Raw genomic sequence first — 22,279 nt, forward strand, 5'->3', positions numbered from 1 at the left:
TCCTCCCCCGCCACTAGGGTAACCCCCTGGTGAAACGGGAGGTTTGTGAAGTTGCGGGACGGCTACCTGGGCCGATATCGCCTGGACGAACTACTCGGCAGTGGCGGTTCGGCTCAGGTGTGGCGGGCGCACGACACCGAAGCCGATCGGACCGTCACACTGAAGGTGCTGTCCCCGGCGGTCACCGACGACCCGGAGTACCGGCGGCGCTTCGAACGGGAGGCCCGGGTCGCCGCGCTGCTGAAAGGGCCGCATGTGCTGGCGGTCCGATCCTTCGGTGAGGTCCGGAAACGTCTGTACATAGAAACCGATTTCGTCGACGGGCTCGATATCGAGTCGCTGATCGAATGGCGGGGGCCGATGGCTCCCGCCGACGCGGTCACCCTCATCACACAGATCGCATCCGCACTCGACGAAGCGCATGCGGCCGGGCTGATCCACCGGGATGTCAAGCCGCAGAACATTATTGTCGATCCGGAAGACACCGCCTACCTCATCGATTTCGGTACCGCGTTCGAGGACGGCCGCACCGCCATCACCCAATCCGGCATGTTCGCCGGCACCCCCGCCTATATGGCCCCCGAACGCTTCTCCGGCGACTCCACCCCGCGCTCGGACATCTACTCACTCGGCTGTGTCCTCTACGAGTGCCTCACCGGTCAGCGCCCATTCCGAACCCGCAGCCCCGCGCAGCTCATGCGCGCCCACCTGGAGGCCGCCGTCCCTCTCGCCGCGGACCTGTCCCCCGCCGTCCCGGCCGCCCTCGACCGGGTCATCGCCCGCGCCATGGCCAAGGATCCCGCGCAAAGGTACTCCAGCGCGGGCGAATTCGCCGAAGCCGCCCGAGCCGCGCTGAAAGCCCCGGACTCCGATGCGCGAACGGTGGAATTCCCCCCGGCCACCAGCGCGACGATGACCGACGTCGATCGACGCGAATGATCGCCACCGTGCGGGTTCCCGCGCCGCAAGGAGACAAGCCCGGGCACGGCGGCCAGGATGATCACGGCGGCAAACCGGATGATCACAAGCCGGGGAAGCCGAAGAAGTAACGCGAATCCGGTCGCGATGCCGAGGTCGTCGCGCGGATCAGTATTCGGCGCGCAGGTGGGTTACATCGCCTGCCGAGACGGAGCGGTCGCCGATCAGCAGGCGACCGTTCTCGTCGACGCCGGTGGCGATGCCGGTGAGGACTTCACCGCCGGGAAGTTCGGCCTTCACTCGAGAACCGATGGTGGAGCAGCGATCCCGGTAGGCGGCCGCGAGGTCGGTGATATCCCAGCCCGCGTGCTCCCAGGCGATGAAGCGCTGGGCGAATTCACTCAGGATGGCCGTCACCAGGTCGGTGCGGTCGATATCGCCCGCACCTTCCAGCAGAAGTGAAGTCGCGTGCGGGACAGGCAGTTCGGCTTCGGTGAGGGTGACATTCAAGCCGACGCCCACCACGATCGCGGGATCGGTGCCCACCGCGGCGAGCTCGGCCAGAATGCCGGAGAGTTTACGACCCTCGATCAGAATGTCATTGGGCCACTTCAGGATTGCCTTCACGCCGGTCGACGCGCGCACCGCGTCCACCACCGCCACCCCGGTCAGCAGGGGCAGCCAGCCCAGCACCTCCGGATCGATACCGCGCGCCCGCACCAGCACCGACATGGCGATCTGCGCGCGTGGCGGACTCACCCAGGAGCGCTCGTGCCGACCGCGGCCGCGCTCCTGCGCCTCGGCGATCAGCACCAGACGATCGGTGCTCGGATCGGCCGCACGCGCAACCAGGTCCGCATTCGTCGACCCGGTCGAGGTCACCACGTCGATCCCGGTGAAGAACGATCCCCGCGGCGATGCGGCGAGAGTGCTCCGCAGCCGATCGATATCCAAGGCTGGCCTGTCCATGCCCGCAGGCTACTCCACGGGCCGGACCCGGCCACGCACCGCCGACCGGCGGCAGTGCGGCGACGGAGACTGCGGTGGGCATGGGCATCAGGTCGGCCGCGACCACGAGTCGCTCGTCCTGCGCGCGGAGACCGGGTGCGACGGCGCACCCGCTGGCGACAGCGGGTGCGCCATCCTCGACCCCCCGGGTCTCGGTGGTGATCTCACGCTCGGTGATGGTCGGCTCCGGCTCGGTGACGGTCCAGCTCGTCACGGCCGAGGCCGCCGCTCGTTCTGCCTGATGTGTACTCCAGCCCCACATAACCGCTCCCCTGCAGTCGGCTTCGGATGCCCTCCCAGGGTCCCGCGGAAAGGGGCGGGGCACCAATGCTTTTTACCGCGAAAGGGCAGGTGAAAGGGCGTTGAGCTGGGGATTCAGGGGCGGATAAATGTTCCGGACCGGACAGGACGGGCGGTCCGGAAAACGAGTTCAGGAGACGTCGAGCGGCCGCAGACCGAGGAATCCGGAGGTGAAGCGGCGCACCGCCTCCAGACCGTCGTCCAGGGCCTGCTGATAACCCTCGCGCACCCAGCCGGTGACGGCGGCGGTGCCGTCGGGACCGGGCGTCACGCCGATCTCCGCGACCATCTCGGCGGTGGTGGGGACGCATACCGCCCACGAATAGTGGGTCTCGTCAGCCCATTCCGAGTTGCGCCGGGCCACATACTCCGGATCGGTAATACCACCGTCGGCGAGCGCCGGGCGGTCGTCGATACGCTCATCCGCGCGCATAGCCCGCAAATACCAACCGCCGGCATTGATTTCCATGGGTTCCATCAGCGCTCCCGCCTGCGATCGCGGCGCCCGCGCCGCTGCTGATCGCGACCGCCGAACAACACCGCGCCCGCCAGCGGAATCAACAGGAACACCCACCACTGATGGGTGATCAAGAAGAAGATCACGCACAGGATCGGCACCACCGGCATGATCCGCTCGGGCAGATTCTGCCCGAATCGGGAAGCCTTCACCGGCGCGGGCTTATCACCGGCCAAGGCGGGCAGATCCGCGAACACCGGTTCCAGATCCCTGCGCGTCATCGCCGCCGCGACAATCCCACTGCGCTCATCGAATTCGGCGACACTCAATCGCCCCGCCGCGAAATTGTCCGAAAGCCGCTTCATGGCCTCTTCCCGCTCCGCGGTGCCGATGCGAATGTCCGGTGGTTCAGCCATGCAAAGACCTTAGCGCGGTAACTCGAGAGGGCCGATACGTGTGGGCCGCTCACCGAGGTGAACGGCCCACACGGGAAAGCTGTTGCCGGAGTTTCAGATCCGGCGGGAGATCACTTGATCTCGGCGAGCACGGTGCCCTGGGTGATGGCCGCGCCGGCCTCGACCGACAGACCCGTGATGACGCCGGCCTTGTGGGCGGTGACCGGGTTCTCCATCTTCATGGCCTCGAGCACCACAACCAGATCGCCGACCTCGACGGTCTGGCCCTCTTCGACCGCGACCTTGACGACGGTGCCCTGCATCGGAGCGGTGACCGAATCACCGGAGGCGCCGGCGCCGGCCGCGCCACCGCGCTTGCGCGGCTTCGGCTTCTTGCGGACCACGCCCGCGCCATTGGCGGCCGGCGCGGCGCCGACCGAGAACTGGCCGGGCAGCGAAACCTCGAGGCGACGGCCGCCGACCTCGACGACCACCTTCTGGCGCGGAGCCTCTTCGTCCTCTTCGATCGGCACACCACCGGTGTACGGCTCGATGGTGTTGGTCCAGTCGTTCTCGATCCACTTGGTGTAGACGTCGAACTTGGTGCCGTCACCCACGAACGCCGGGTTCTCGACAATGTGGCGGTGGAACGGGAGAACCGTTGCGAGGCCCTCGATCTGGTACTCGGCCAGGGCGCGGGCGGCACGCTGCAGCGCCTGCTCGCGGTTCTCGCCGGTGACGATCAGCTTGGCGAGCATGGAGTCGAACTGGCCGCCGATGACCGAACCCTCGACCACACCGGAGTCGACGCGCACACCGGGGCCCGCGGGCTCGGAGTAGACGACGACCGGACCCGGGGCGGGCATGAAGCCGCGACCGGCATCCTCACCATTGATGCGGAACTCGAACGAGTGCCCGCGCGGCGTCGGATCCGACTTCAGCTCCAGCTCATGGCCTTCGGCGATACGGAACTGCTGACGCACCAGGTCGATACCGGCGGTCTCCTCGGTGACCGGGTGCTCGACCTGCAGGCGGGTGTTGACCTCGAGGAAGGACACGGTCTCGCCCTGCACCAGGTACTCGACGGTGCCGGCACCGTAGTAGTGCGCTTCCTTGCAGATTCGCTTGGCGGACTCGTGGATCTTGCCGCGCACCTCATCGGAGAGGAACGGCGCGGGGGCCTCCTCGACCAGCTTCTGGAAGCGGCGCTGCAGCGAGCAGTCACGGGTGCCGACCACGATCACATTGCCGTGCTTGTCGGCGAGCACCTGCGCCTCGACGTGGCGGGCCTTGTCCAGGTACTGCTCCACGAAGCATTCACCGCGACCGAAGGCGGCGATGGCCTCACGGGTGGCGGATTCGAAGAGCTCCGGGATCTCCTCGATGGTCTGGGCGACCTTCATACCGCGACCGCCACCACCGAAGGCGGCCTTGATCGCGACCGGAACGCCGTACTCCTTGGCGAACGCGACGACCTCGTCGGCGTTCTTGACCGGATCCTTGGTGCCCGCGGCCATGGGCGCCTGGGCGCGCTCGGCGATGTGGCGGGCGGTGACCTTGTCACCGAGATCGCGGATGGACTGTGGTGAGGGACCGATCCAGATCAGACCGGCATCGATCACGGCCTGCGCGAAATCGGCGTTCTCGGAGAGGAATCCGTAACCGGGGTGGATCGCGTCCGCGCCGGCCTTCGCGGCGGCGTCGAGGATCTTGTCGAACACCAGGTACGACTCGGCCGAGGTCTGACCACCGAGCGCGAAGGCCTCATCGGCGATCTTCACGAACGGGGCATCGGCGTCCGGCTCGGCGTACACCGCGACGCTGGTGATACCGGCGTCCTTGGCAGCCCGGATCACGCGCACGGCGATCTCGCCTCGGTTGGCTACGAGGACCTTCGTGATCTGCGCGTTGGCATGGTTGGGCACTGAGCCTCCTGTGCTGGAGATAACTTCGTCTTGGGCAGTGTAGGCAGTCTGCCAACAACTGCTACACCGGGCCAGGGCTACCCATGGGTAGGCCCGGGAGAGTGATGGGATCGACTCTCACGTCCGGTATTCGGCTCGGAACCTTACAAGCGTGGCGGGGTGGCGGGCACCTCGCCCGGCTCGTCGCCGGTGACGATCGGAGCGCCGACCGCATTTGACCATTCGGTCCAGGAGCCGTCGTAGTTACGCACACCCTCCACACCGACGAGGTAGGTGAGGACGAACCAGGTGAGCGCCGACCAACGGCCGATGCGGGAGTACACCAGGGGCGCGGACCCGGCGGACACCCCACCGTAGATGACATCCAGCTCGCCGCGCGGCCGGAATCGGGAATCCGGCGATACCGAGGCGCTCCACGGGATGCTCACCGCGGTGGGAATGTGCCCGGAGCGCAGCGCCTGCTCCTCGGGGCGGTCCAGGACGACGAGTTCGCCGATGTACTCCTCGAAGACGCGGGCGTCGATGAGCGGGCCGCCGAGCTGGGCGATGACATCGGCACGGAAGGCGCGGGCGGTCTTGTCATCGCGCGCGACCACCGGATATTCGCCCTGGACCGGGTACGGCACCTCGAAGGTGGTGTCGCGGGCCTCGGAGATCCAGGCATCCCGGCCGCCGTCCAGCAGGCGCACATCCTCGTGTCCGAAGAGGTCGAACACCCACAGGGCGGCGGCCGCGGTGCCATTGGCCCGATCGCCGTAGATGACAACGGTGTCGTCCCTGCCGATACCCTTGGCGCGCATGAGCGCGGCGAAGGTTTCACCATCGACGACATCGCGAGTGCGGGTATCGATCAACTCGTTTCGCCAATCGATCTTGATGGCCCCCGGGACATGGCCGATGTCGTATAGCAATATGTCTTCGTTGGACTCGATGATCTTGAGTCCCGGCGCGCCGATGTTTGCCGACAGCCATTCTGTGGTTACTAGTCGGTGAGGATGTGCGTAGGAACCGAACGAGGGATGCGGATCCGGGGCAACGGGCACGGTGTGGTCCTTCACGCGTGGTGGGGTTGGGTATCGGCGGTTCGAATCTCAGCACCGATCGTAGGCAAGTGGCGGTAACGAAACTCGTTTCAGATCACGAATCGGATGATTGAGCGAATTAAGCGCAGCTTCATCCGATAAAGTCTCTCGAGAGGAGGGGTGAGCTATGTCCGATTCTTGGCCGCGACGACGACTGCTCGCGATCCTACGTGGCGCCAGCGAGCCTCTCGACGCGCAGGAACTGGCCCGGGTTACCGGCCAACATGTGACAACGGTGCGTTTCCATTTGGATGTACTCACCCGGGAATCACTGGTCCGCCAATTCCAGCAGCCGCCGCGGGGACGCGGTCGCCCGCGCATCGGCTATACGGCCGTACAGCGATCGGTCGGCTATCAGGAATTGGCACAGGTGCTGGCCGATCAGCTCGGCAGTGATCCGCGCCGGCGCTCCGATGCCGCCATTGCCGCGGGACGGGTCTGGGGTTCCAAATTGGAATCGGTGGACCAGCCGGTCGAAACATTGGAGGACGCACGGGATCTCACCGTCACCGTCGCCTCCGAACTCGGCTTCGCACCCGAACGCGATCCCGCCGGGGAGACCGAGGAGCATTCACTCGTCCGGCTCACCGCCTGCCCGCTGCGCGAACTCGCGCGCACGCACTCCGAGGTGGTCTGCGGCGTGCACCTGGGGCTCATGCGCGAGGTACTGGACCACAATGGGGCGCGCGACACCGTCACGGTGCGGCTGCACCCCTTCGTGGAGCCCGAATTGTGCGTGGCCCGACTGGATTTGATCGCAGCGGCCCGCAACACCACCGACGCCATTCCGGGCGTGGAGAGCGATACCGAGGAACCCCGGCTGGCACCCTCAACGAGCCGGGTCGCTCCACAGCTGCGTAGCCCCGACGCCCACCTGGGCAAGCAGTCGACGAACCAGCGGTAGGCCGATACCGATCACGCTGGAGGGGTCGCCCTCGATACGGTCGACGAACCAGCCGCCCATACCGTCCAGGGTGAAGGATCCGGCCACCTGGAGCGGCTCACCCGTGGCGATGTAGGCGTCCAGCTCTTCGGGTTCGGGTTTGGCGAAATGCACTGTGGTGGAGCTGCAATCGGCCGCCTCGGCGATGATCTCGCCATCGCGCAGGCGCAGCACGCTGTGCCCGGTGAGCAGATCGGCACTGCGCCCGGCCATTTCGGCCCAGCGCGCCCGCGCCACCTCGGGGGTGAGGGGTTTGCCCTGCAGCTGCCCGCCCACGAGCAGCATCGAATCACAGCCCACCACAACGGAATCGGTGAATTCACCGGACAGCGCGCGGCCTGCGTCGGCGAGCGCTCGGCCCTGATCGGCGATGGCGACCGCGATATCGCGCGCCTTCGCCCGGGCCAGTTCGATCACGATCCGTTCGGGTGTGGTGCCCGCCGGTAGGGCGGCGGCCACCGCGTCCTCGTCCACATTGGATACCCGAACCACCGGTTCGACGCCCGCATTGCGGAGTACGCCGAGCCGGGCCGGAGACTGGGATGCCAGCACGAAGGTGGTCACAGCCGCTGAAGGTACCGCCCCCGCGCTGTGACCGGCCACTCCGGGTAGTGCAGTGGCCGGGTGGGAACGGGCCGGATCAGTCGCGCAGGTGCGACAGGGCCGGGAAGGCGTACGGGGAGAACGGCGAGGAGCCGCGGTGCAGCAGGGTCGGGCGACCCCACATATCGGCCGGGCCATTATCCGCGGCAGCGCCCGAGGCGCTCGCCGCGGCGGCGAAAACCGCGACCAGGGCGGCCAGCTCGGCATCGCTGGGGTTGCCCTTCAAAACCTGGATGAGCGGACCCGCACTCGACGGTTCAGTCTCGGCTACAGCCGGTTCGACCGTTTCCGTCAATTCATCGACGGCCAGATCCAGTTCGGCGGCGCGCAGTACTTCTTCGTCAGCCATGGTCGTCACAGCGCCAGTCCTCCTGTCCAATTGCCGCACGGGTGGCGCGGCTGTTCGCGGAATATGGGATCGAAACCGCAAACGGTAATGTGTGGCCCTCGAGTTCGAGGGCCCGTTCCTACCATCTTTGCTCGGATGGGGCGTTCCTGCGCGGTATGCGAACCACGGCACAAGTGGTACCGGAGTCCCAACCTCAGTGTGCGCCCCATAACGCGCTTATCGTCCGATCAGAGCGGAATGTTGCCGTGCTTCTTCGGCGGCAGGGTCACCATCTTGCGCTCCAGCAGGCGCAGCGCGGAGACGATCTGGCCGCGAGTGTGCGAGGGCGGGATGACCGCGTCGACATAACCACGCTCGGCGGCCACATACGGGTTGACCAGGGTGTCCTCGTACTCGTTCTGCAGCTCCAAGCGCAGCGCGTCGACATCGGCGCCCTCGGCGGCGGCATCCTTGAGCTGCTTGCGGTAGACGAATCCGACCGCGCCCGAGGCGCCCATGACGGCGATCTGAGCGGTCGGCCACGCCAGGTTCACATCGGCGCCCATATGCTTGGAACCCATGACGTCGTAGGCGCCGCCGTAGGCCTTGCGGGTGATGATTGTGATCTTGCCCACAGTGGCCTCACCGTAGGCATAGAGCAGCTTCGCGCCGCGGCGGATGATGCCGTTGTACTCCTGGCCGGTACCGGGCAGGAAGCCCGGAACGTCGACCAGGGTGATGATCGGGACGTTGAAGGCATCGCAGGTGCGCACGAAGCGCGCGGCCTTCTCCGAGGCGTCGATATCCAGGCAGCCCGCGAACTGCGAGGGCTGGTTCGCCACGAAGCCGACGCTGCGGCCGTCGATGCGGGCGAAGCCGACGATGATGTTCATCGCGCGCTCGGCCTGCACCTCGAGGAACTCGTCGTCGTCCACGAGGGACTTGATGACCTCGTGCATGTCGTACGGCTGGTTCGGGGAATCCGGGATGATGGTGTCCAGCGCGAGGTCGTCCTCGGTGAGGTTCTCCTCGATGGCGCCGTCGATCGGATCGGTGGCCGGGAAGCGCGGGGCCTCGGCGCGGTTGTTGCTCGGCAGGTAGCCCAGCAGATCCTTGACGTAATCCAGGGCGTCCTGCTCGCCGGAGGCGACGTAGTGCGCGACACCGGACTTGACCATGTGGGTGTGGGCACCGCCCAGCTCCTCCATGGTGACCTCTTCACCGGTGACGGTCTTGATCACGTCCGGGCCGGTGACGAACATCTGCGAGGTCTGGTCGACCATGACGACGAAGTCGGTCAGGGCGGGCGAGTAGACGTGGCCACCCGCGGCCGGGCCCATGATGAGCGAGATCTGCGGGATCACGCCGGAAGCCTGGATATTGCGGTGGAAGATCTCACCGTAAAGGCCCAGGGAGACAACGCCTTCCTGGATACGCGCGCCCGCGCCCTCGTTGATGCCGATCAGCGGACGGCCGGTCTTGAGGGCCAGATCCATCACCTTGACGATCTTCTCGCCGTAGACCTCACCGAGCGAGCCACCGAAGACGGTGACGTCCTGGGAGAAGATGCAGACGTCGCGGCCGTCGATGGTGCCGTAACCGGTCACCACGCCGTCGCCGAGCGGACGCTGGTTCTCCAGGCCGAAATTCACGCTGCGGTGCCGGGCGAGTGCGTCCAGCTCCACGAACGAACCTTCGTCCAGCAGGGCGAGGATGCGCTCGCGCGCGGTCATCTTGCCCTTGGCGTGGACCTTGTCGACCGCGGCCTCACCCATCGGGTGCTGAGCCTCTTCCAGCCTGTTACGCAGGTCAGCCAGCTTCCCGGCGGTCGTGTGGATATCTGGGGCGCCCGCCGACCCCGGCGAAGGCTGCTGCTGGACACTCGTCATGCCCGGGAGTGTAACCAGTACCAGTGCGCCGTGTTAATACCGCGGGGGCTACTCGCGAGTACGGTTATTGACTGGTCGCCAGTAGTAAACGGCAGGTCAAGGCATGGATTCAGCCGCCCAATCCCCCGTCATCCCGGCGCGGTTTCGGCCGGGATCTACGGCTGAAAGTTGGATCCCGGCCAAAACATGCCGGGATGACGAGCGGGGGCAATCCGGGATGACGAGCGGGAGCGATCCGGGCGCGGACCTGTGTCGCGCCCGGAACCTTTACCGCTCAACCCAATACGCGTACCGCTCAACCCAATACCCGGGCCAGGGCGTCAACGGCCTCGTCGAGTTCGGCGACGGTGACCGTCAGCGGGGGCCGGAAGCGGATACCGCGCGCACCGGTGCCGAGAATCAGCACATGCTCCTGTTCGCGGAGCCTGGTGACCACGTCATCGCGCATATGCGCCGTCTCCAGGGTGATGGCGCACATGAGTCCGCGACCGCGCGGCTCGGTGACTTCGGCATGCGCCGCGGCCAGTTCGGTCAACCGGCGCAGCAGATGCTCGCCGAGTTCGCGAGCCCGCTCCTCGAGCCGCTCCTGTTCGATCACCTCGAGGATGCGGCGCGCGCGCACCATATCGGCGAGGTTGCCGCCCCAGGTGGAGTTGAGCCGGGAGCTGACGTGGAACACATTGTCCGGTACCTCGTCGATGCGCCCGCCCGCCATGATTCCGCAGACCTGGGTCTTCTTGCCGAAGGCGACCACATCGGGTTCGAGGCCGAGCTGTTGATAGGCCCACATGGTGCCGGTCATGCCGACGCCGGTTTGCACCTCGTCGAGGATGAACAACGCGTCGTTGGCGTGGCACAGCTGCTGTACGGCCCGCAGGAATTCCGGTCGCAGATGCCGGTCGCCGCCCTCGCCCTGAATGGGTTCGGCGATGAAACACGCTATGTCGTGCGGGTTTTCGGCGAAGGCGCGGGCGGCCTGGTCGAGGGCGTGTCGTTCGGCGGCCTCGATATCGGGGTGCTCGTCACCCAGGTACGGGGTGTCGATGCGCGGCCAGTCGAATTTGGGGAAGCGGTCGGTCTTGACCGGATCGGTGTTGGTGAGCGAGAGCGTGTATCCGGTGCGGCCGTGGAAGGCGCCGGTCAGATGCAGCACCTTGGTGCCGAGTTCCGGTGCGCGCCCGCGCATTTCATTGTGCCGGGACTTCCAGTCGAAGGCGGCCTTGAGGGCGTTCTCGACCGCGAGTCCGCCACCGTCGATGAAGAACAGGTGCGGCAGCCGGGGATCGCCCAGGACGCGCGCGAAAGTGTCGACGAACCTTGCCATTTCGACGGTGTAGACGTCGGAGTTGCTCGGTTTGTTCAGGGCCGCTGCGGTGAGGTTGGACAGGAAGCGACGGTCACCGATGAGCGCGGAATGGTTCATGCCCAGCGCCGAGGAGGCGAAGAAGCCGAACATATCCAGGTATGCGGTGTCGTCGCGGGCGTCGACCAGCCTGCGGCCGCGCGATCTGCGCAGGTCGAGGACTAGATCGAAACCATCGGCGAGGATGTTCGCGGACAGGATCTCATGCACCCGGGCGGGGGTGACCAGTGTCGTTTCGGCAACCGCCCCGAGCCGATCGAATTCGAGGGTCACTCCCCCAGCGTAAGGGAATCTTTACGGTTTTGCCCGTAAGTTTCGAAGTAATTACGAGAGAGACCTACTTGTCATAGAATGTCTGCAGAATGATGGTGCTTCGCGTCCGGACGTTGGCCGTGGCGCGAATCTCCTGCAGCAGCTGCTCCAGATGCCTCGGCGATGCCACGCGCACCAGCAGCATGTAGCTCTCGTCGCCGGCCACCGAATGGCAGGCTTCGATGCCCGGAATGTGCTGCAGCAGTGCGGGTGCGTCATCGGGCTGCGACGGGTCGAGAGGAGTGATGGCGACAAATGCCGACAGCATCTGCCCCAGCGCCTCCGGATCGACATTCGCGGTATAGCCGCGGATCACGCCGCGCGCCTCCAGCCGCCGGACACGCGACTGCACCGCTGACACCGAAAGGTTCGCCTTCTCGGCAAGATTGGAGAGTGTGGCGCGACCATCGGCAATCAGCTCACGGATCAGCAATCGATCGATGTCGTCGAGTTGTGGTTTCGCCGGTGTATCCGCCATCAGCGAAGGCTAACTCAGCGAACCGAACTCGTGGCCGGAACCCATACTGGAGCTGCCGATGAACCCCATCCAGACCGAAGATTCGACCCGCGAACTACGGGCCCGCACCGAGGGATTGCTCCGCGCTCTCGGCGCGAAAACACCCGAACCGGGCGAACTCTCGGTGCGCACGCCGATCACCGGCGGCGAACTGCTGACCCTGCGCCCCAGCTCGGAGGCGGAGGTGGACGCGGCTATCGAGCGGGCGGCCGCCGCCTTCCGGGACTGGCGCACCGTACCCGCGCCGCAACGAGCCGCCGTGGTGCGGCGATTGGCGGGATTGCTGGTCGAACATCAGGACGAACTGGGCGAACTGGTCACCTTGGAGGCCGGGAAGATCGGGGCGGAGGCCCGCGGCGAGGTCCAGGAGATGATCGATATCTGCGAGTTCGCCATCGGGCTCTCGCGGCAGTTGTACGGGCGCACCATGCCTTCCGAACGCCCCGGACATCGGCTGATGGAGACCTGGCATCCGCTGGGTGTGGTCGGGGTGATCTCGGCGTTCAACTTCCCGGTGGCGGTGTGGGCGTGGAATACCGCGCTCGCGCTGGTGTGCGGGGACACGGTGGTGTGGAAACCCTCCGATATGACGCCGCTGACGGCACTGGCCTGCCATTCGCTGTTGCAGCGCGCGGCGCTCGAGGTGGGCGTGAATCCCGAAGTACACCAGTTGATTCAGGGCGGCGGGGAGGTCGGCGCACAGCTGGTCGGCGATCCGCGGGTGGCGCTGGTGAGTGCCACCGGATCGGTGCGGATGGGGCAGATCGTGGCACCGCGCGTGGCCGAGCGCTTCGGGCGATGCCTGCTCGAGCTCGGCGGCAATAACGGTGCGGTGGTGACGCCCTCGGCGGATCTGGATCTGGCGGCGCGCGGGATCGTCTTCGCGGCGGCCGGGACCGCCGGGCAGCGGTGCACCTCACTGCGGCGGCTCATCGCGCACGCGGATGTGGTGGGGCCGCTGGTGGATCGCATCTCCTCGGCGTATCGGCAACTGCGGGTGGGCAATCCACTCGAGGACGGGGTGCTGGTCGGTCCGCTGATCAACGGCCGGTCCTATACCGCCATGCGGGAGGCGCTGGCTCGCGCCCAGGCCGACGGTGGCGAATTGATCTGCGGTGGTGAGCGCGTCGAGGGTTTCGGGGACGATGCGTTCTACGTGCGTCCCGCGATTGTGCGGATGCCCGCCCAGACGGCGGTGGTGCGCGAGGAGACCTTCGCGCCCATTCTGTACGTGCTCACCTATCACGATCTCGATGCCGCGATCGAGCTGCACAATGGTGTGCCGCAGGGGCTTTCGTCGGCGATCTTCACGCGGAATCAGCGGGAGGCGGAGCGGTTCCTGGCCGCCGACGGCTCCGACTGCGGTATCGCCAATGTGAATATCGGCACCTCGGGTGCGGAGATCGGCGGTGCGTTCGGCGGTGAGAAGCAGACCGGCGGTGGGCGCGAATCCGGTTCGGACTCGTGGAAGGCGTACATGCGCCGCGCCACCAATACGGTCAACTACTCCACCGAACTGCCGCTGGCGCAGGGCATTCGGTTCGAGTAGAGGCGAGAACCCGAGATCGGAGTCGGCTGCGGCACGGTGCCTTCTGCGTCTGCCATTTCCGCCACGCCGGTTTCTCGGAACCAACGGCGGGATTCGAACCCGCAAGAGCTCTCGCTCGAAAGGGTGGGAAGTATCCGCTGCCTGCGCACCGGGCCCTCGCCCCACCCACGGTAACCGGACAAGCGCACGGCCCCAACCGATTTTCCGGGACCGTGCGCCAAATCCACCCGCTATCCGGGCGCGCACGTTGTCATCCACGTGCGCGCACCCAACCCCGTCATCCCGGCATGCTTTTGGCCGGGATCCACACCCCGCAGGTCAATCCTGGTCTTCGACCGCAATCGCGCGGATCTGCGCTTCGTATGCGGCGCGGGTGGTTTCGTCGGACGGGTGCAGGGCGCGGTCGCCGTTGAACATGCGGCGGATCAGGCGGACGGCGGACTCGGGGGCGGCGGCCAGGGCTACGTCGATGGGGCCGAGGTAGTTCGGGACCGCGACCTCGGCCTTACGGGTGCGCACGGTCTGCACGACCGCGGCGGCGACGTCTTCCGGATCGACCGTCGGCATCCCCGCGCCCAGGGCCAGGCCGGAGGAGAGGCGGGTGCGCACGGCCGAGGGCATGATGGTGCTGACGCTGACGCCGTACGGTTCGAACTCCAAACGCGTTGCGGCGGAGAGTCCTACGGCGGCGAACTTGCTGGCGTTGTAGACGGCCAGGCCCGCGATCGGGATCTTCCCGGCCAGGGAGGCGACATTCACGATATGACCCTTACCGCGCTCCACCATGCCGGGGGCGACGGCGCGCATTCCGTGGATGAGGCCCCACACGTTCACGTCGATGGTGGTGTGGCCCACCGCGTCCGGCTCGTCGAGGAACGCCCCGGCGGGCATGACCCCGGCATTGTTGACCAGGATGTCGATGCGCCCGAAGTCGGCGACCACCCTGTCCCACTGCCCGCGATTGCGCACATCCAGCTCGAATGCCTTGGCGCCCAGGGCGGCGGCGGCCGTCTGTGCGGCGGCGGTGTCCACATCGGCGATGGCGACCTCCGCACCTTTGCTCGCGAACAGTTCGGCGGTGCACCGGCCGATACCGCGGCCCGCGCCGGTGATCAGCACCCGGGCTCCGGCGAGATCGATTGCCGGATAGTTCTTTCCGAGGATGCTCATGCGAATTCTCCCTGTTCCATGGCCTTGCGGGTGCTGACCAGGCTGTGCTCGAAGGTGGCGAGGCGGCGGCGGCCGTCCATGAAGTTGGGTCCCATGACGGCGAGGTCCTCGGCGGTGGCGTCGACGCGCAGCACCCTGGTCCCGCTGGCGCGCAGGAGGGCGATTTCGGCATCGAGCTTCTCGCTCATGCGATTTCGCATCTGACGCTCCAGGAAGTGGCCCGGGCCCGCGGCCGGGATGCGGCCGGTGGAGGCCATCGGCGCGATCACCACGACCTCGTCCAGCCGAGCCGGAATGAGCAGGTCGGCCGAGGCGGTCGAGGCCACGCCACCATCGATGAAGGTGCGGCCCGCGATCGGCACGGCCGGGAACCAGCCGGGAACGCCCCACGAAGCCCGCAGTGCCGCACCGAGACTCGCGTCCGGGGCGGAGGGTGCACCGAAGGCGACGCGCTCACCGGTGGCATCGTCCATGGCGACCAGCCAGGTGGCGGGATGCTCGACCCAATCGCGACCGGGGTTCAGGCGGTCGGCGAGGCGCTGCAACCAGCTCGCGTCGCCGCTGCCCCGCGGGAGCAGGCCGCTGCCCGCGGTGAGCAAGGCGTGGCCATTTCCGGGGCGCGCCAGCAGTTCTCGTACGGCGCGACCGGGGGCGTTCAGGCGCGGGCGCGGCAGCGGCGGGAATCGGCCCGGCTCACAACGCATATGGGCGGTGAGGATGGGATTGGTGGAGGTGCCGCGCTGCATCGCGATCAGCTCGTCCACCCCGATTCCGCTGCCGAGCATGGTCAGCATCTCGGCTCCGGCGGAGGTGCCGATCATGACATCGGCCGCGCGCGGATCCCAGTCCAGTACATCGCGGGCGGCCGCCAGTGCGGCGACGATCCAGGCCGCGCCGACGGTCCCCCCGCACCCGATGGCCAGGCCACGCCTCTGTGACCCGTTCCTGTTACTCATGGTTTCGAACACTAGCAGTTTTGAAATACCGTGGGTATCCCAAATCCATCGGTACATAGAATCACTCCCATGGCACGACTGACCCGGACCGAGAGCCAGGCCCGCACCCGCGCGGACCTGCTGTCCACCGCGCGTGATCTGTTCCTCACCGACGGGTACGCCAAGACCAGCCTGGAGCGGGTCGCCGAGGAGGCCGGATACTCCAAGGGCGCGGTGTACTCGAATTTCCGCACCAAATCGGCACTGTGCCTGGAGGTGCTCGGGCTGATTCACGAGACCAAATTCGCCGAGGCCGCCGAACTGCTGGAGGGCGACGGCACGCTCGAGGAGCGGCTGGCCCGGTTTCAAGACTGGGCCGAACGCACGCTGGGCGATGTCGGCTGGACCATGCTGGAGTTCGAGTTCGCCATTGTCGCCCGGGATGATCCGGCGCTGCAGGCCGCGCTCGTCTCCAGTCTCGCGGTGGTGCGCGGGATGATCGGCGCGCGACTACAGGGGCTCGCCGATGCCACGGCGCTGACCCTGCCGCTGCCCGCCGAGGACGCGGCGACCGCGGTGCTGAGTCTCGGTGTGGGACTCGGCATTCTGCGCGCCATCGATCCCGGGCTCTCGGCCGGGCTGATCACCGATGCGGTGCGCGCGATGCTCAGTGGGTCGGTGACGCTCTGACGAGGTGAGCGGGTCGCGCACTGGGATACCGGGCCGCACCCGGCGATTCGGTGCCGCGCGGCCGCAGCGGGCGGGTCGACCGCAGCGGATTCCGGTCTGCCATCGCGCTCACGGCCGGAAGTGCAGGGTCCATTCCCCGCGGTAGTGCAGCCGGGTGACGCTCACCGGCGGAACGTCTATGCGCCAGAACGACTTCGCGGGTGCGTCGAGGGTGACGAGCAGTGCGGCGCGAATCACCGACGGATGCGTGATCGCGATGGTGGGCTCGCCTTCGACCGCGATATCGGCCAGCCATTCACCGGTCCGCTCGAGCACGTCGACCACCGACTCACCGCCGTGTCCGCGATAGCCCGGATCGGTGAGCCAGAGGTACAGGTCCTCCTTCGGCACCGACATGAGTTCGCCGCCGCGCCAGGCTCCGGCATCGAGATCGCGTAATCGGTCGTCTTCATCGCCTATCAGTCCCATGAGCGCCGCGGTCTCCACGGTCCGGCGTTCCGGGGCGGTGAGCACTCGGGCCGCCTGTAATCGTCCGCAGGCCGAGACCGCGCGCCGCCCGGCTTCGGTCAGCGGTTCGTCGACGGGGAATCGTGCTTTGCGCATCGCCTCGGTCATCCCATGGCTGACCAAGTCGAGTCGGAGCACCTTCTGCACGGTTCGCAGCCTACGCGCGGCCCCCGCGGCCGTAATCCGATTGCCCGTCCTTCGCTCCCGACGCGCGACCGGGCGATCTTGTTCGCGGCGGCTTCCATGCGGGGTCGTTCGGAGGGCGGGCGGCCCGACTCGACGGCGGGGGTCGGCGAAGTGTCGGTGGGCGGGTGCAGACTGGGGCGATGGATCGGTTCTCACCTGCTACCCGGGAGTGGTTCGACGGTGCTTTTCCCGCGCCGACGGCCGCGCAGTTGGGGGCTTGGGAGGCCATTGCGGCGGGGCAGCACACCTTGGTTGTCGCGCCGACGGGGTCGGGTAAGACGCTGTCGGCGTTCCTGTGGGCGATCGATCGGCTCGCCAATCGGGAGCCGGTGGCCGAGGAAACGAAGGCGAAGGCCAGGGCGTCCCGGGCAGCGAGCCCGGACGGGGCGGCAAGCAAGGCCGAAGCCGCGAACAAGGCCGAGTCCAAGACCTCGGTGCTCTATATCTCTCCGTTGAAGGCGCTCGCGGTGGATGTGGAGCGGAATCTGCGGGCACCGCTGGTGGGGGTTACACAGACGGCCAAACGGCTGGGGTTGGCCGCACCGGAGATCACGGTGGGGGTGCGGTCCGGGGATACCAGTCCGGCGGATCGGCGGGGGCTGTTGCGGACGCCGCCGGACATTCTGATCACCACGCCGGAGTCGCTGTTCCTCATGCTCACCTCGGCGGCGCGGGAGACGCTGAGCGAGGTGGATACGGTCATCGTGGATGAGGTACACGCCATCGCTGGCTCCAAACGCGGTGCGCACCTGGCGCTTTCACTGGCGCGATTGGATGCTTTGCGGGCCGGCACCCCGGGTTTCGAGCGTCCCGCGCAGCGCATCGGATTGTCGGCAACGGTGCGGCCGCCGGAGGAGGTGGGGCGGTTCCTGGTGGGCAGCGCGCCCATCACCATCGTGAATCCGCCCGCGCCCAAGACTTTCGACCTGTCCGTGCGGGTGCCGGTCGCGGATATGACCGAACCCGATGCGGGAGCGGAGGATTCGGATCATCCCGGATCCATCTGGCCGCATGTGGACGAGGCCATCGTGGATTTGGTGCTCGAGCACAGGTCTTCGATCGTGTTCGCGAATTCGCGGCGGCTGGCCGAGCGGCTCACCGCGCGTTTGAATGAGGAGTACGCCGGGCGGATCGGCGAAGAGATCGAGACCGAACACAAACCGCCCGCGCAGCTGGGTGCGTCCACCGAGGTCGTGCACGGTGCGGCACCGTTGCTGGCGCGCGCCCATCACGGGTCGGTGAGCAAGGAACAGCGCGCGCTCATCGAGGACGATCTCAAGAGCGGGCGCTTGCGCTGCGTGGTTGCCACCAGCAGCCTGGAGCTCGGAATCGATATGGGCGCAGTCGAATTGGTGGTGCAGGTGGAGGCGCCGCCCTCGGTGGCGAGTGGGCTGCAACGGGTCGGGCGCGCCGGGCACCAGGTCGGTGAGATCTCGCGCGGCGTGATCTTCCCCAAGCACCGTGCCGATGTCATTCACTGCGCCGTGGCCGCACAGCGCATGACCACCGGGCAGATCGAGGAACTCAAGGTTCCCCTGCACCCCCTGGATATTCTCGCCCAGCAGACGGTGGCCGCCTGCGCCCTGGAACCCCTGGACGCCGAGACCTGGTTCGAGACCGTGCGCGGCACGGGAAGCTATGCGGCACTGCCCCGTTCGGCGTACGACTCGGTGCTGGACCTGCTCTCGGGCCGCTACCCCTCGGATGAATTCGCCGAACTCCGCCCCCGCATCGTCTGGGACCGCGACGCGGGCACCCTCACGGGTCGCCCCGGGGCGCAACGCCTTGCGGTCACCTCCGGTGGTGCCATCCCCGATCGCGGACTCTTCCCGGTCTTCATGGTCGGCGAGAAGGCTTCCCGGGTAGGCGAACTCGATGAGGAGATGGTCTACGAATCCCGAGTCGGTGATGTCTTCGCGCTAGGTGCGACCAGTTGGCGAATCGAGGAGATCACCTTCGACCGGGTCCTGGTCACCCCGGCTTTCGGTCTCCCCGGCCGACTTCCCTTCTGGCACGGCGATTCCCTGGGGCGTCCCGCCGAATTGGGTGCGGCCCTGGGCGAATTCGTCCGCGTCGCGGGCAAGGCGGTCGAGCAGTCCGCTGGGGTGACGAGCACCGGAAGTGCCGCGCGAGCGGCCGCCGAACCAGTCGAATTGAGCACGGCGCTGGCGGAATTCGCGCGCGACGCCGAGTCCGCCACTCCCGCGGAGCGGAAAGGCGCGGCGAAGCAGGCGTCCGGCCGAAGTGTGAGCGGCCCGGCCGCGGCAAACGGTAGCCGCACAACGGACGCGAGCGGGAAGAGATCCACCGGCCGGGGCAAGGCTGCCGATCAACCGGCCGCCACGCAGTCGGAGCTGGAGCGGGTTGTCGCGGCTACCGGGCTGGACACCAATGCCACCGCGAATCTGGTTGCGCTGCTGCAGGAGCAGAAGGTGGCGACCGGGCAGCTGCCGACGGATCGGACCATGCTGGTCGAGCGATTCCGAGATGAGCTCGGCGATTGGCGGGTGGTACTGCATTCGCCGTACGGGCTGCCGGTGCACGCGCCGTGGGCTTTGGCGGTCGGGGCTCGGCTGCGCGAGCGATTCGGGGTGGACGCCGCGCCCACCCCCTCCGATGACGGGATCGTGGTGCGGCTGCCGGACACCACCGATGATCCGCCCGGGGCGGAGTTGTTCGTCTTCGAACCGGATGAGATCGACGATCTGGTGACCGAGCAGGTCGGCGGGTCGGCGCTGTTCGCCTCGCGGTTCCGCGAGTGCGCGGCGCGGGCGCTCCTGCTGCCGCGACGGGATCCGGGCAAGCGGGCTCCGCTGTGGCAGCAGCGACAGCGGGCGGCCCAATTGCTGGATGTGGCAAGGAAATTCCCGGAGTTCCCGATCCTGTTGGAGACGGTGCGGGAATGCCTTCAGGACGTGTACGACCTGCCGTCGCTGCGTGAGCTGCTGGGCCGGGTGGCACGTAGGCAGGTGCGTCTGGTCGAGGTGGAGACGGCCACACCGTCGCCATTCGCGAATTCGCTGCTGTTCGATTACATCGGGCAGTTCATGTACGAGGGCGACAGTCCGCTCGCCGAACGGCGGGCGGCGGCGCTATCGCTGGACTCCAGTCTGCTGGCCGAACTGCTGGGGCGAGTGGAGCTGCGCGAGCTCCTCGACGCCGCTGTACTGGAACAGACCGAGCGAGAATTGCAGCGCCTCACTCCGGAGCGGCAGGCCCGGGATATGGAGGGGCTGGCCGATCTGCTGCGGCTGCTCGGGCCGATCACGGCCGAGGAGGCGACCGAGCGCTGCACCGAAGACCCGCGACCCTGGCATGCGGAGCTGGTGAAATCCCATCGTGCCCTGGAGGTTTCCTTCGCGGGCTCGCGGTGGTGGGTGGCTGTCGAGGATGCGGCCCGGCTGCGGGACGCACTCGGCGTTCCCCTGCCCATCGGCGTTCCGGCGGCCTTCATCGAACCGGTCGCCGACCCGCTCGGCGATCTGGTCGGCCGCTTCGCCCGTACGCACGGCCCGTTCACGCTCACCCGGGTTGCCCACCGCTTCGGGCTCGGTACCGCCGTGGCGGCAACGGCCCTGCACCGTCTCGCCCTCGAAAAGCGAGTGGTGGAAGGCGAGTTCACGCCCGGCTCGGCAGGATCCGAGTGGTGCGACAGTGAAGTCCTGCGCCGCCTGCGCCGCCGCTCCCTGGCCGCGGCGCGCAAGGAGGTGGAGCCGGTGGCCACTGCCGCCCTGGCCCGCTTCCTCCCGTCCTGGCAGCACATCGGTACGGGTGAACTGCGCGGGGTGGACGGCGTGGCGGCCGTGGTGGAACAGCTTGCGGGCGTGCCCATTCCGGCCTCGGCCTGGGAGTCGCTCATCTTTCCCGCCCGTGTCCGCGACTACTCCCCCGCCATGCTGGATGAGCTCATGGCCACCGGCGAGGTGCTCTGGTCCGGCCACGGCTCCATCACCGCCAAGGACGGCTGGATAGCCCTGCACCCCGCCGAACAGGCGGGCCTCACCCTGCCCCCGCCGGATGACCTGGACCTCACCGAAACCCATATCAGTCTGCTGATGGCCTTGGGCGCGACCGTGATCGGCGGTCCGCGCGCCTCTGCGGCAGATGGGGACAAGGGAAGCACTTTCACCGATCCGTCGGCTTCCAACGGCAAAGCCTCCGTGCGCGACACCTCCACCGAGGCGGCAGCGGAGCGGAGCGGGACCGAGATCGGATCGGTCTCCGACGCGGTGGCACCGAATGCGCCCGGATATCAGGTAGTCGACATGGCCGGGGGCGGGGCCTACTTCTTCCGGCAGCTCTTCGAAGCCTCCGGGCTCGAGGATGAGGCGGGAGTGCTTGCGGCGCTGTGGGAATTGGCGTGGGCCGGATATGTGGCCGGGGATACCTTCGCGCCGGTGCGGGCGCTGCTGACGGGGACGGCACGGACGAGTACCGCGCATCGGACGCCACGGCGGGCTCCTCGGGGGCGGATGTACCTGCCGCGCACAGGGGTTCCGGTCCGGACGAGTCCGCCCAGTGCCGCCGGGCGCTGGTCGCTGCTGCCGGAGCGGGTGGCCGACAATACGATTCGGGCGCACGCGACGGCGGATGTGCTGTTGGAGCGGTACGGCGTCCTGACTCGCGGGTCGGTGCAGAGCGAGGGCGTACGCGGCGGGTTCGCGCTGATGTATCGGGTGCTCACCGAATTCGAGGACCGAGGACGTTGTCGGCGCGGGTATTTCGTGGACTCGCTCGGCGGTGCACAGTTCTCCACAACCGATGTGGTGGATCGGCTGCGCTCGTTCGAGACCGATCGCACGGGTGCGGAACCGGCCGGTAACGCACTCGTGCTGGCGGCCTGCGATCCGGCGAATTCCTATGGAGCGGCGCTACCTTGGCCGAAGTCCGCGGTAGCGGGTGCGGGCCATCGACCCGGGCGTAAAGCCGGTGCACTGGTTGTGCTGGTGGATGGTGAGCTGGCGCTCTATCTGGAGCGTGGCGGTAAGACGCTGCTGACCTTCACCGAGGATCCCACGGCCCGGGCGGCCGGAGCCACGGCCCTGGCGGGCCTGGTCCATGATCGGCGAGTCGATTCACTCGTCATCGATCGCGTGAACGGTGAATCGGTGCACGGCAATGTCTTCGCCGAATTCCTCACCCGGGCCGGATTCGCCGCCACCCCCAAAGGCTTCCGCCTCCGGGGTCGCCCGTGACCGGGAA

At 67.5% G+C, this 22,279-nt stretch carries 19 protein-coding genes; 6 read left to right on the forward strand and 13 right to left on the reverse strand.

Going from position 1 to position 22,279, the window contains the following annotated elements; all coding sequences use genetic code 11:
• The first annotated feature begins 45 nt into the window (after positions 1–45).
• A complete protein-coding gene (locus tag OHB26_RS05635) occupies positions 46–939 on the forward strand; it encodes a serine/threonine-protein kinase (RefSeq protein ID WP_330183165.1) in 894 nt (297 codons plus the stop codon).
• A gap of 147 nt (positions 940–1,086) precedes the next feature.
• Here the strand turns inward: OHB26_RS05635 and OHB26_RS05640 are convergent, their stop codons facing one another.
• Positions 1,087–1,887, reverse strand: a complete 801-nt coding sequence (locus OHB26_RS05640; protein WP_330183166.1) for a biotin--[acetyl-CoA-carboxylase] ligase — start codon at positions 1,885–1,887, stop codon at positions 1,087–1,089.
• A gap of 80 nt (positions 1,888–1,967) precedes the next feature.
• Here OHB26_RS05640 and OHB26_RS05645 point away from each other — a divergent pair, with 80 nt between their 5' ends.
• On the forward strand, positions 1,968–2,168 hold the full coding sequence (locus OHB26_RS05645; RefSeq protein WP_330183167.1) for a hypothetical protein: 201 nt from the start codon (positions 1,968–1,970) through the stop codon (positions 2,166–2,168).
• 188 nt (positions 2,169–2,356) lie between these two features.
• Here the strand turns inward: OHB26_RS05645 and OHB26_RS05650 are convergent, their stop codons facing one another.
• The 4 genes from OHB26_RS05650 to OHB26_RS05665 all read right to left on the reverse strand — a co-directional run bounded on the left by OHB26_RS05650 (position 2,357) and on the right by OHB26_RS05665 (position 6,046).
• The gene (locus OHB26_RS05650) at positions 2,357–2,704 is read right to left on the reverse strand and encodes a hypothetical protein (protein ID WP_330183168.1); all 348 of its coding nucleotides are present in this window, start codon (positions 2,702–2,704) and stop codon (positions 2,357–2,359) included.
• Complete coding sequence (locus OHB26_RS05655) at positions 2,704–3,099, reverse strand: DUF1707 SHOCT-like domain-containing protein (protein ID WP_330183169.1); 396 nt, start codon at positions 3,097–3,099, stop codon at positions 2,704–2,706. The genes OHB26_RS05650 and OHB26_RS05655 overlap by 1 nt, the downstream gene beginning before the upstream one ends.
• A gap of 110 nt (positions 3,100–3,209) precedes the next feature.
• The gene (locus tag OHB26_RS05660) at positions 3,210–5,003 is read right to left on the reverse strand and encodes an ATP-binding protein (RefSeq protein WP_330183170.1); all 1,794 of its coding nucleotides are present in this window, start codon (positions 5,001–5,003) and stop codon (positions 3,210–3,212) included.
• Positions 5,004–5,146: 143 nt separating this feature from the next.
• Positions 5,147–6,046 carry a sulfurtransferase gene (locus tag OHB26_RS05665; protein WP_330183171.1) on the reverse strand — a complete coding sequence of 300 codons (900 nt, stop codon included), beginning with the start codon at positions 6,044–6,046 and terminating at the stop codon, positions 5,147–5,149.
• 166 nt (positions 6,047–6,212) lie between these two features.
• Here OHB26_RS05665 and OHB26_RS05670 point away from each other — a divergent pair, with 166 nt between their 5' ends.
• The gene (locus OHB26_RS05670) at positions 6,213–6,989 is read left to right on the forward strand and encodes a helix-turn-helix transcriptional regulator (RefSeq protein ID WP_330183172.1); all 777 of its coding nucleotides are present in this window, start codon (positions 6,213–6,215) and stop codon (positions 6,987–6,989) included.
• On the opposite strand, the gene OHB26_RS05675 is transcribed toward OHB26_RS05670, so the two are convergent.
• From OHB26_RS05675 to OHB26_RS05695, 5 genes are all read right to left on the reverse strand, one after another.
• On the reverse strand, positions 6,915–7,592 hold the full coding sequence (locus tag OHB26_RS05675) for a Maf family protein (RefSeq protein ID WP_330183173.1): 678 nt from the start codon (positions 7,590–7,592) through the stop codon (positions 6,915–6,917). The genes OHB26_RS05670 and OHB26_RS05675 overlap by 75 nt on opposite strands.
• A gap of 76 nt (positions 7,593–7,668) precedes the next feature.
• Positions 7,669–7,980 (reverse strand): acyl-CoA carboxylase epsilon subunit, encoded by a 312-nt coding sequence (locus OHB26_RS05680; RefSeq protein ID WP_330185512.1) that lies wholly within the window; start codon positions 7,978–7,980, stop codon positions 7,669–7,671.
• 227 nt (positions 7,981–8,207) lie between these two features.
• Positions 8,208–9,848: an acyl-CoA carboxylase subunit beta gene (locus OHB26_RS05685; protein ID WP_330183174.1), complete on the reverse strand. Its 1,641-nt coding sequence runs from the start codon at positions 9,846–9,848 to the stop codon at positions 8,208–8,210.
• A 295-nt stretch (positions 9,849–10,143) separates the two neighbouring features.
• Positions 10,144–11,484, reverse strand: coding sequence for an L-lysine 6-transaminase (lat, locus tag OHB26_RS05690; protein ID WP_330183175.1), 1,341 nt, complete (start codon positions 11,482–11,484; stop codon positions 10,144–10,146).
• 64 nt (positions 11,485–11,548) lie between these two features.
• Entirely contained in the window at positions 11,549–12,001 is a 453-nt protein-coding gene (locus OHB26_RS05695) for an Lrp/AsnC family transcriptional regulator (protein ID WP_067562135.1), read from the reverse strand.
• Between the two features lie 58 nt (positions 12,002–12,059).
• On the opposite strand from OHB26_RS05695, the gene amaB reads away from it, so the two are divergent.
• Positions 12,060–13,589: an L-piperidine-6-carboxylate dehydrogenase gene (gene amaB / locus OHB26_RS05700; protein ID WP_330183176.1), complete on the forward strand. Its 1,530-nt coding sequence runs from the start codon at positions 12,060–12,062 to the stop codon at positions 13,587–13,589.
• A 318-nt stretch (positions 13,590–13,907) separates the two neighbouring features.
• Here the strand turns inward: amaB and OHB26_RS05705 are convergent, their stop codons facing one another.
• A complete protein-coding gene (locus tag OHB26_RS05705) occupies positions 13,908–14,759 on the reverse strand; it encodes an SDR family oxidoreductase (RefSeq protein WP_330183177.1) in 852 nt (283 codons plus the stop codon).
• Positions 14,756–15,715: a patatin-like phospholipase family protein gene (locus OHB26_RS05710; RefSeq protein WP_330183178.1), complete on the reverse strand. Its 960-nt coding sequence runs from the start codon at positions 15,713–15,715 to the stop codon at positions 14,756–14,758. The genes OHB26_RS05705 and OHB26_RS05710 overlap by 4 nt, the downstream gene beginning before the upstream one ends.
• A 69-nt stretch (positions 15,716–15,784) precedes the next feature.
• On the opposite strand from OHB26_RS05710, the gene OHB26_RS05715 reads away from it, so the two are divergent.
• Positions 15,785–16,384, forward strand: coding sequence for a TetR/AcrR family transcriptional regulator (locus tag OHB26_RS05715; RefSeq protein WP_330183179.1), 600 nt, complete (start codon positions 15,785–15,787; stop codon positions 16,382–16,384).
• A gap of 108 nt (positions 16,385–16,492) precedes the next feature.
• Here OHB26_RS05715 and OHB26_RS05720 read toward each other — a convergent pair whose 3' ends face one another.
• Positions 16,493–17,038 carry a histidine phosphatase family protein gene (locus OHB26_RS05720; RefSeq protein ID WP_330183180.1) on the reverse strand — a complete coding sequence of 182 codons (546 nt, stop codon included), beginning with the start codon at positions 17,036–17,038 and terminating at the stop codon, positions 16,493–16,495.
• Between the two features lie 179 nt (positions 17,039–17,217).
• Between OHB26_RS05720 and OHB26_RS05725 the strand changes: the two genes are divergently transcribed.
• Positions 17,218–22,272, forward strand: coding sequence for an ATP-dependent helicase (locus OHB26_RS05725; protein WP_330183181.1), 5,055 nt, complete (start codon positions 17,218–17,220; stop codon positions 22,270–22,272).
• The last annotated feature ends 7 nt before the right edge of the window (positions 22,273–22,279 follow it).

The organism is Nocardia sp. NBC_01503 (genome assembly GCF_036327755.1).
Classification (GTDB): Bacteria; Actinomycetota; Actinomycetes; order Mycobacteriales; family Mycobacteriaceae; genus Nocardia.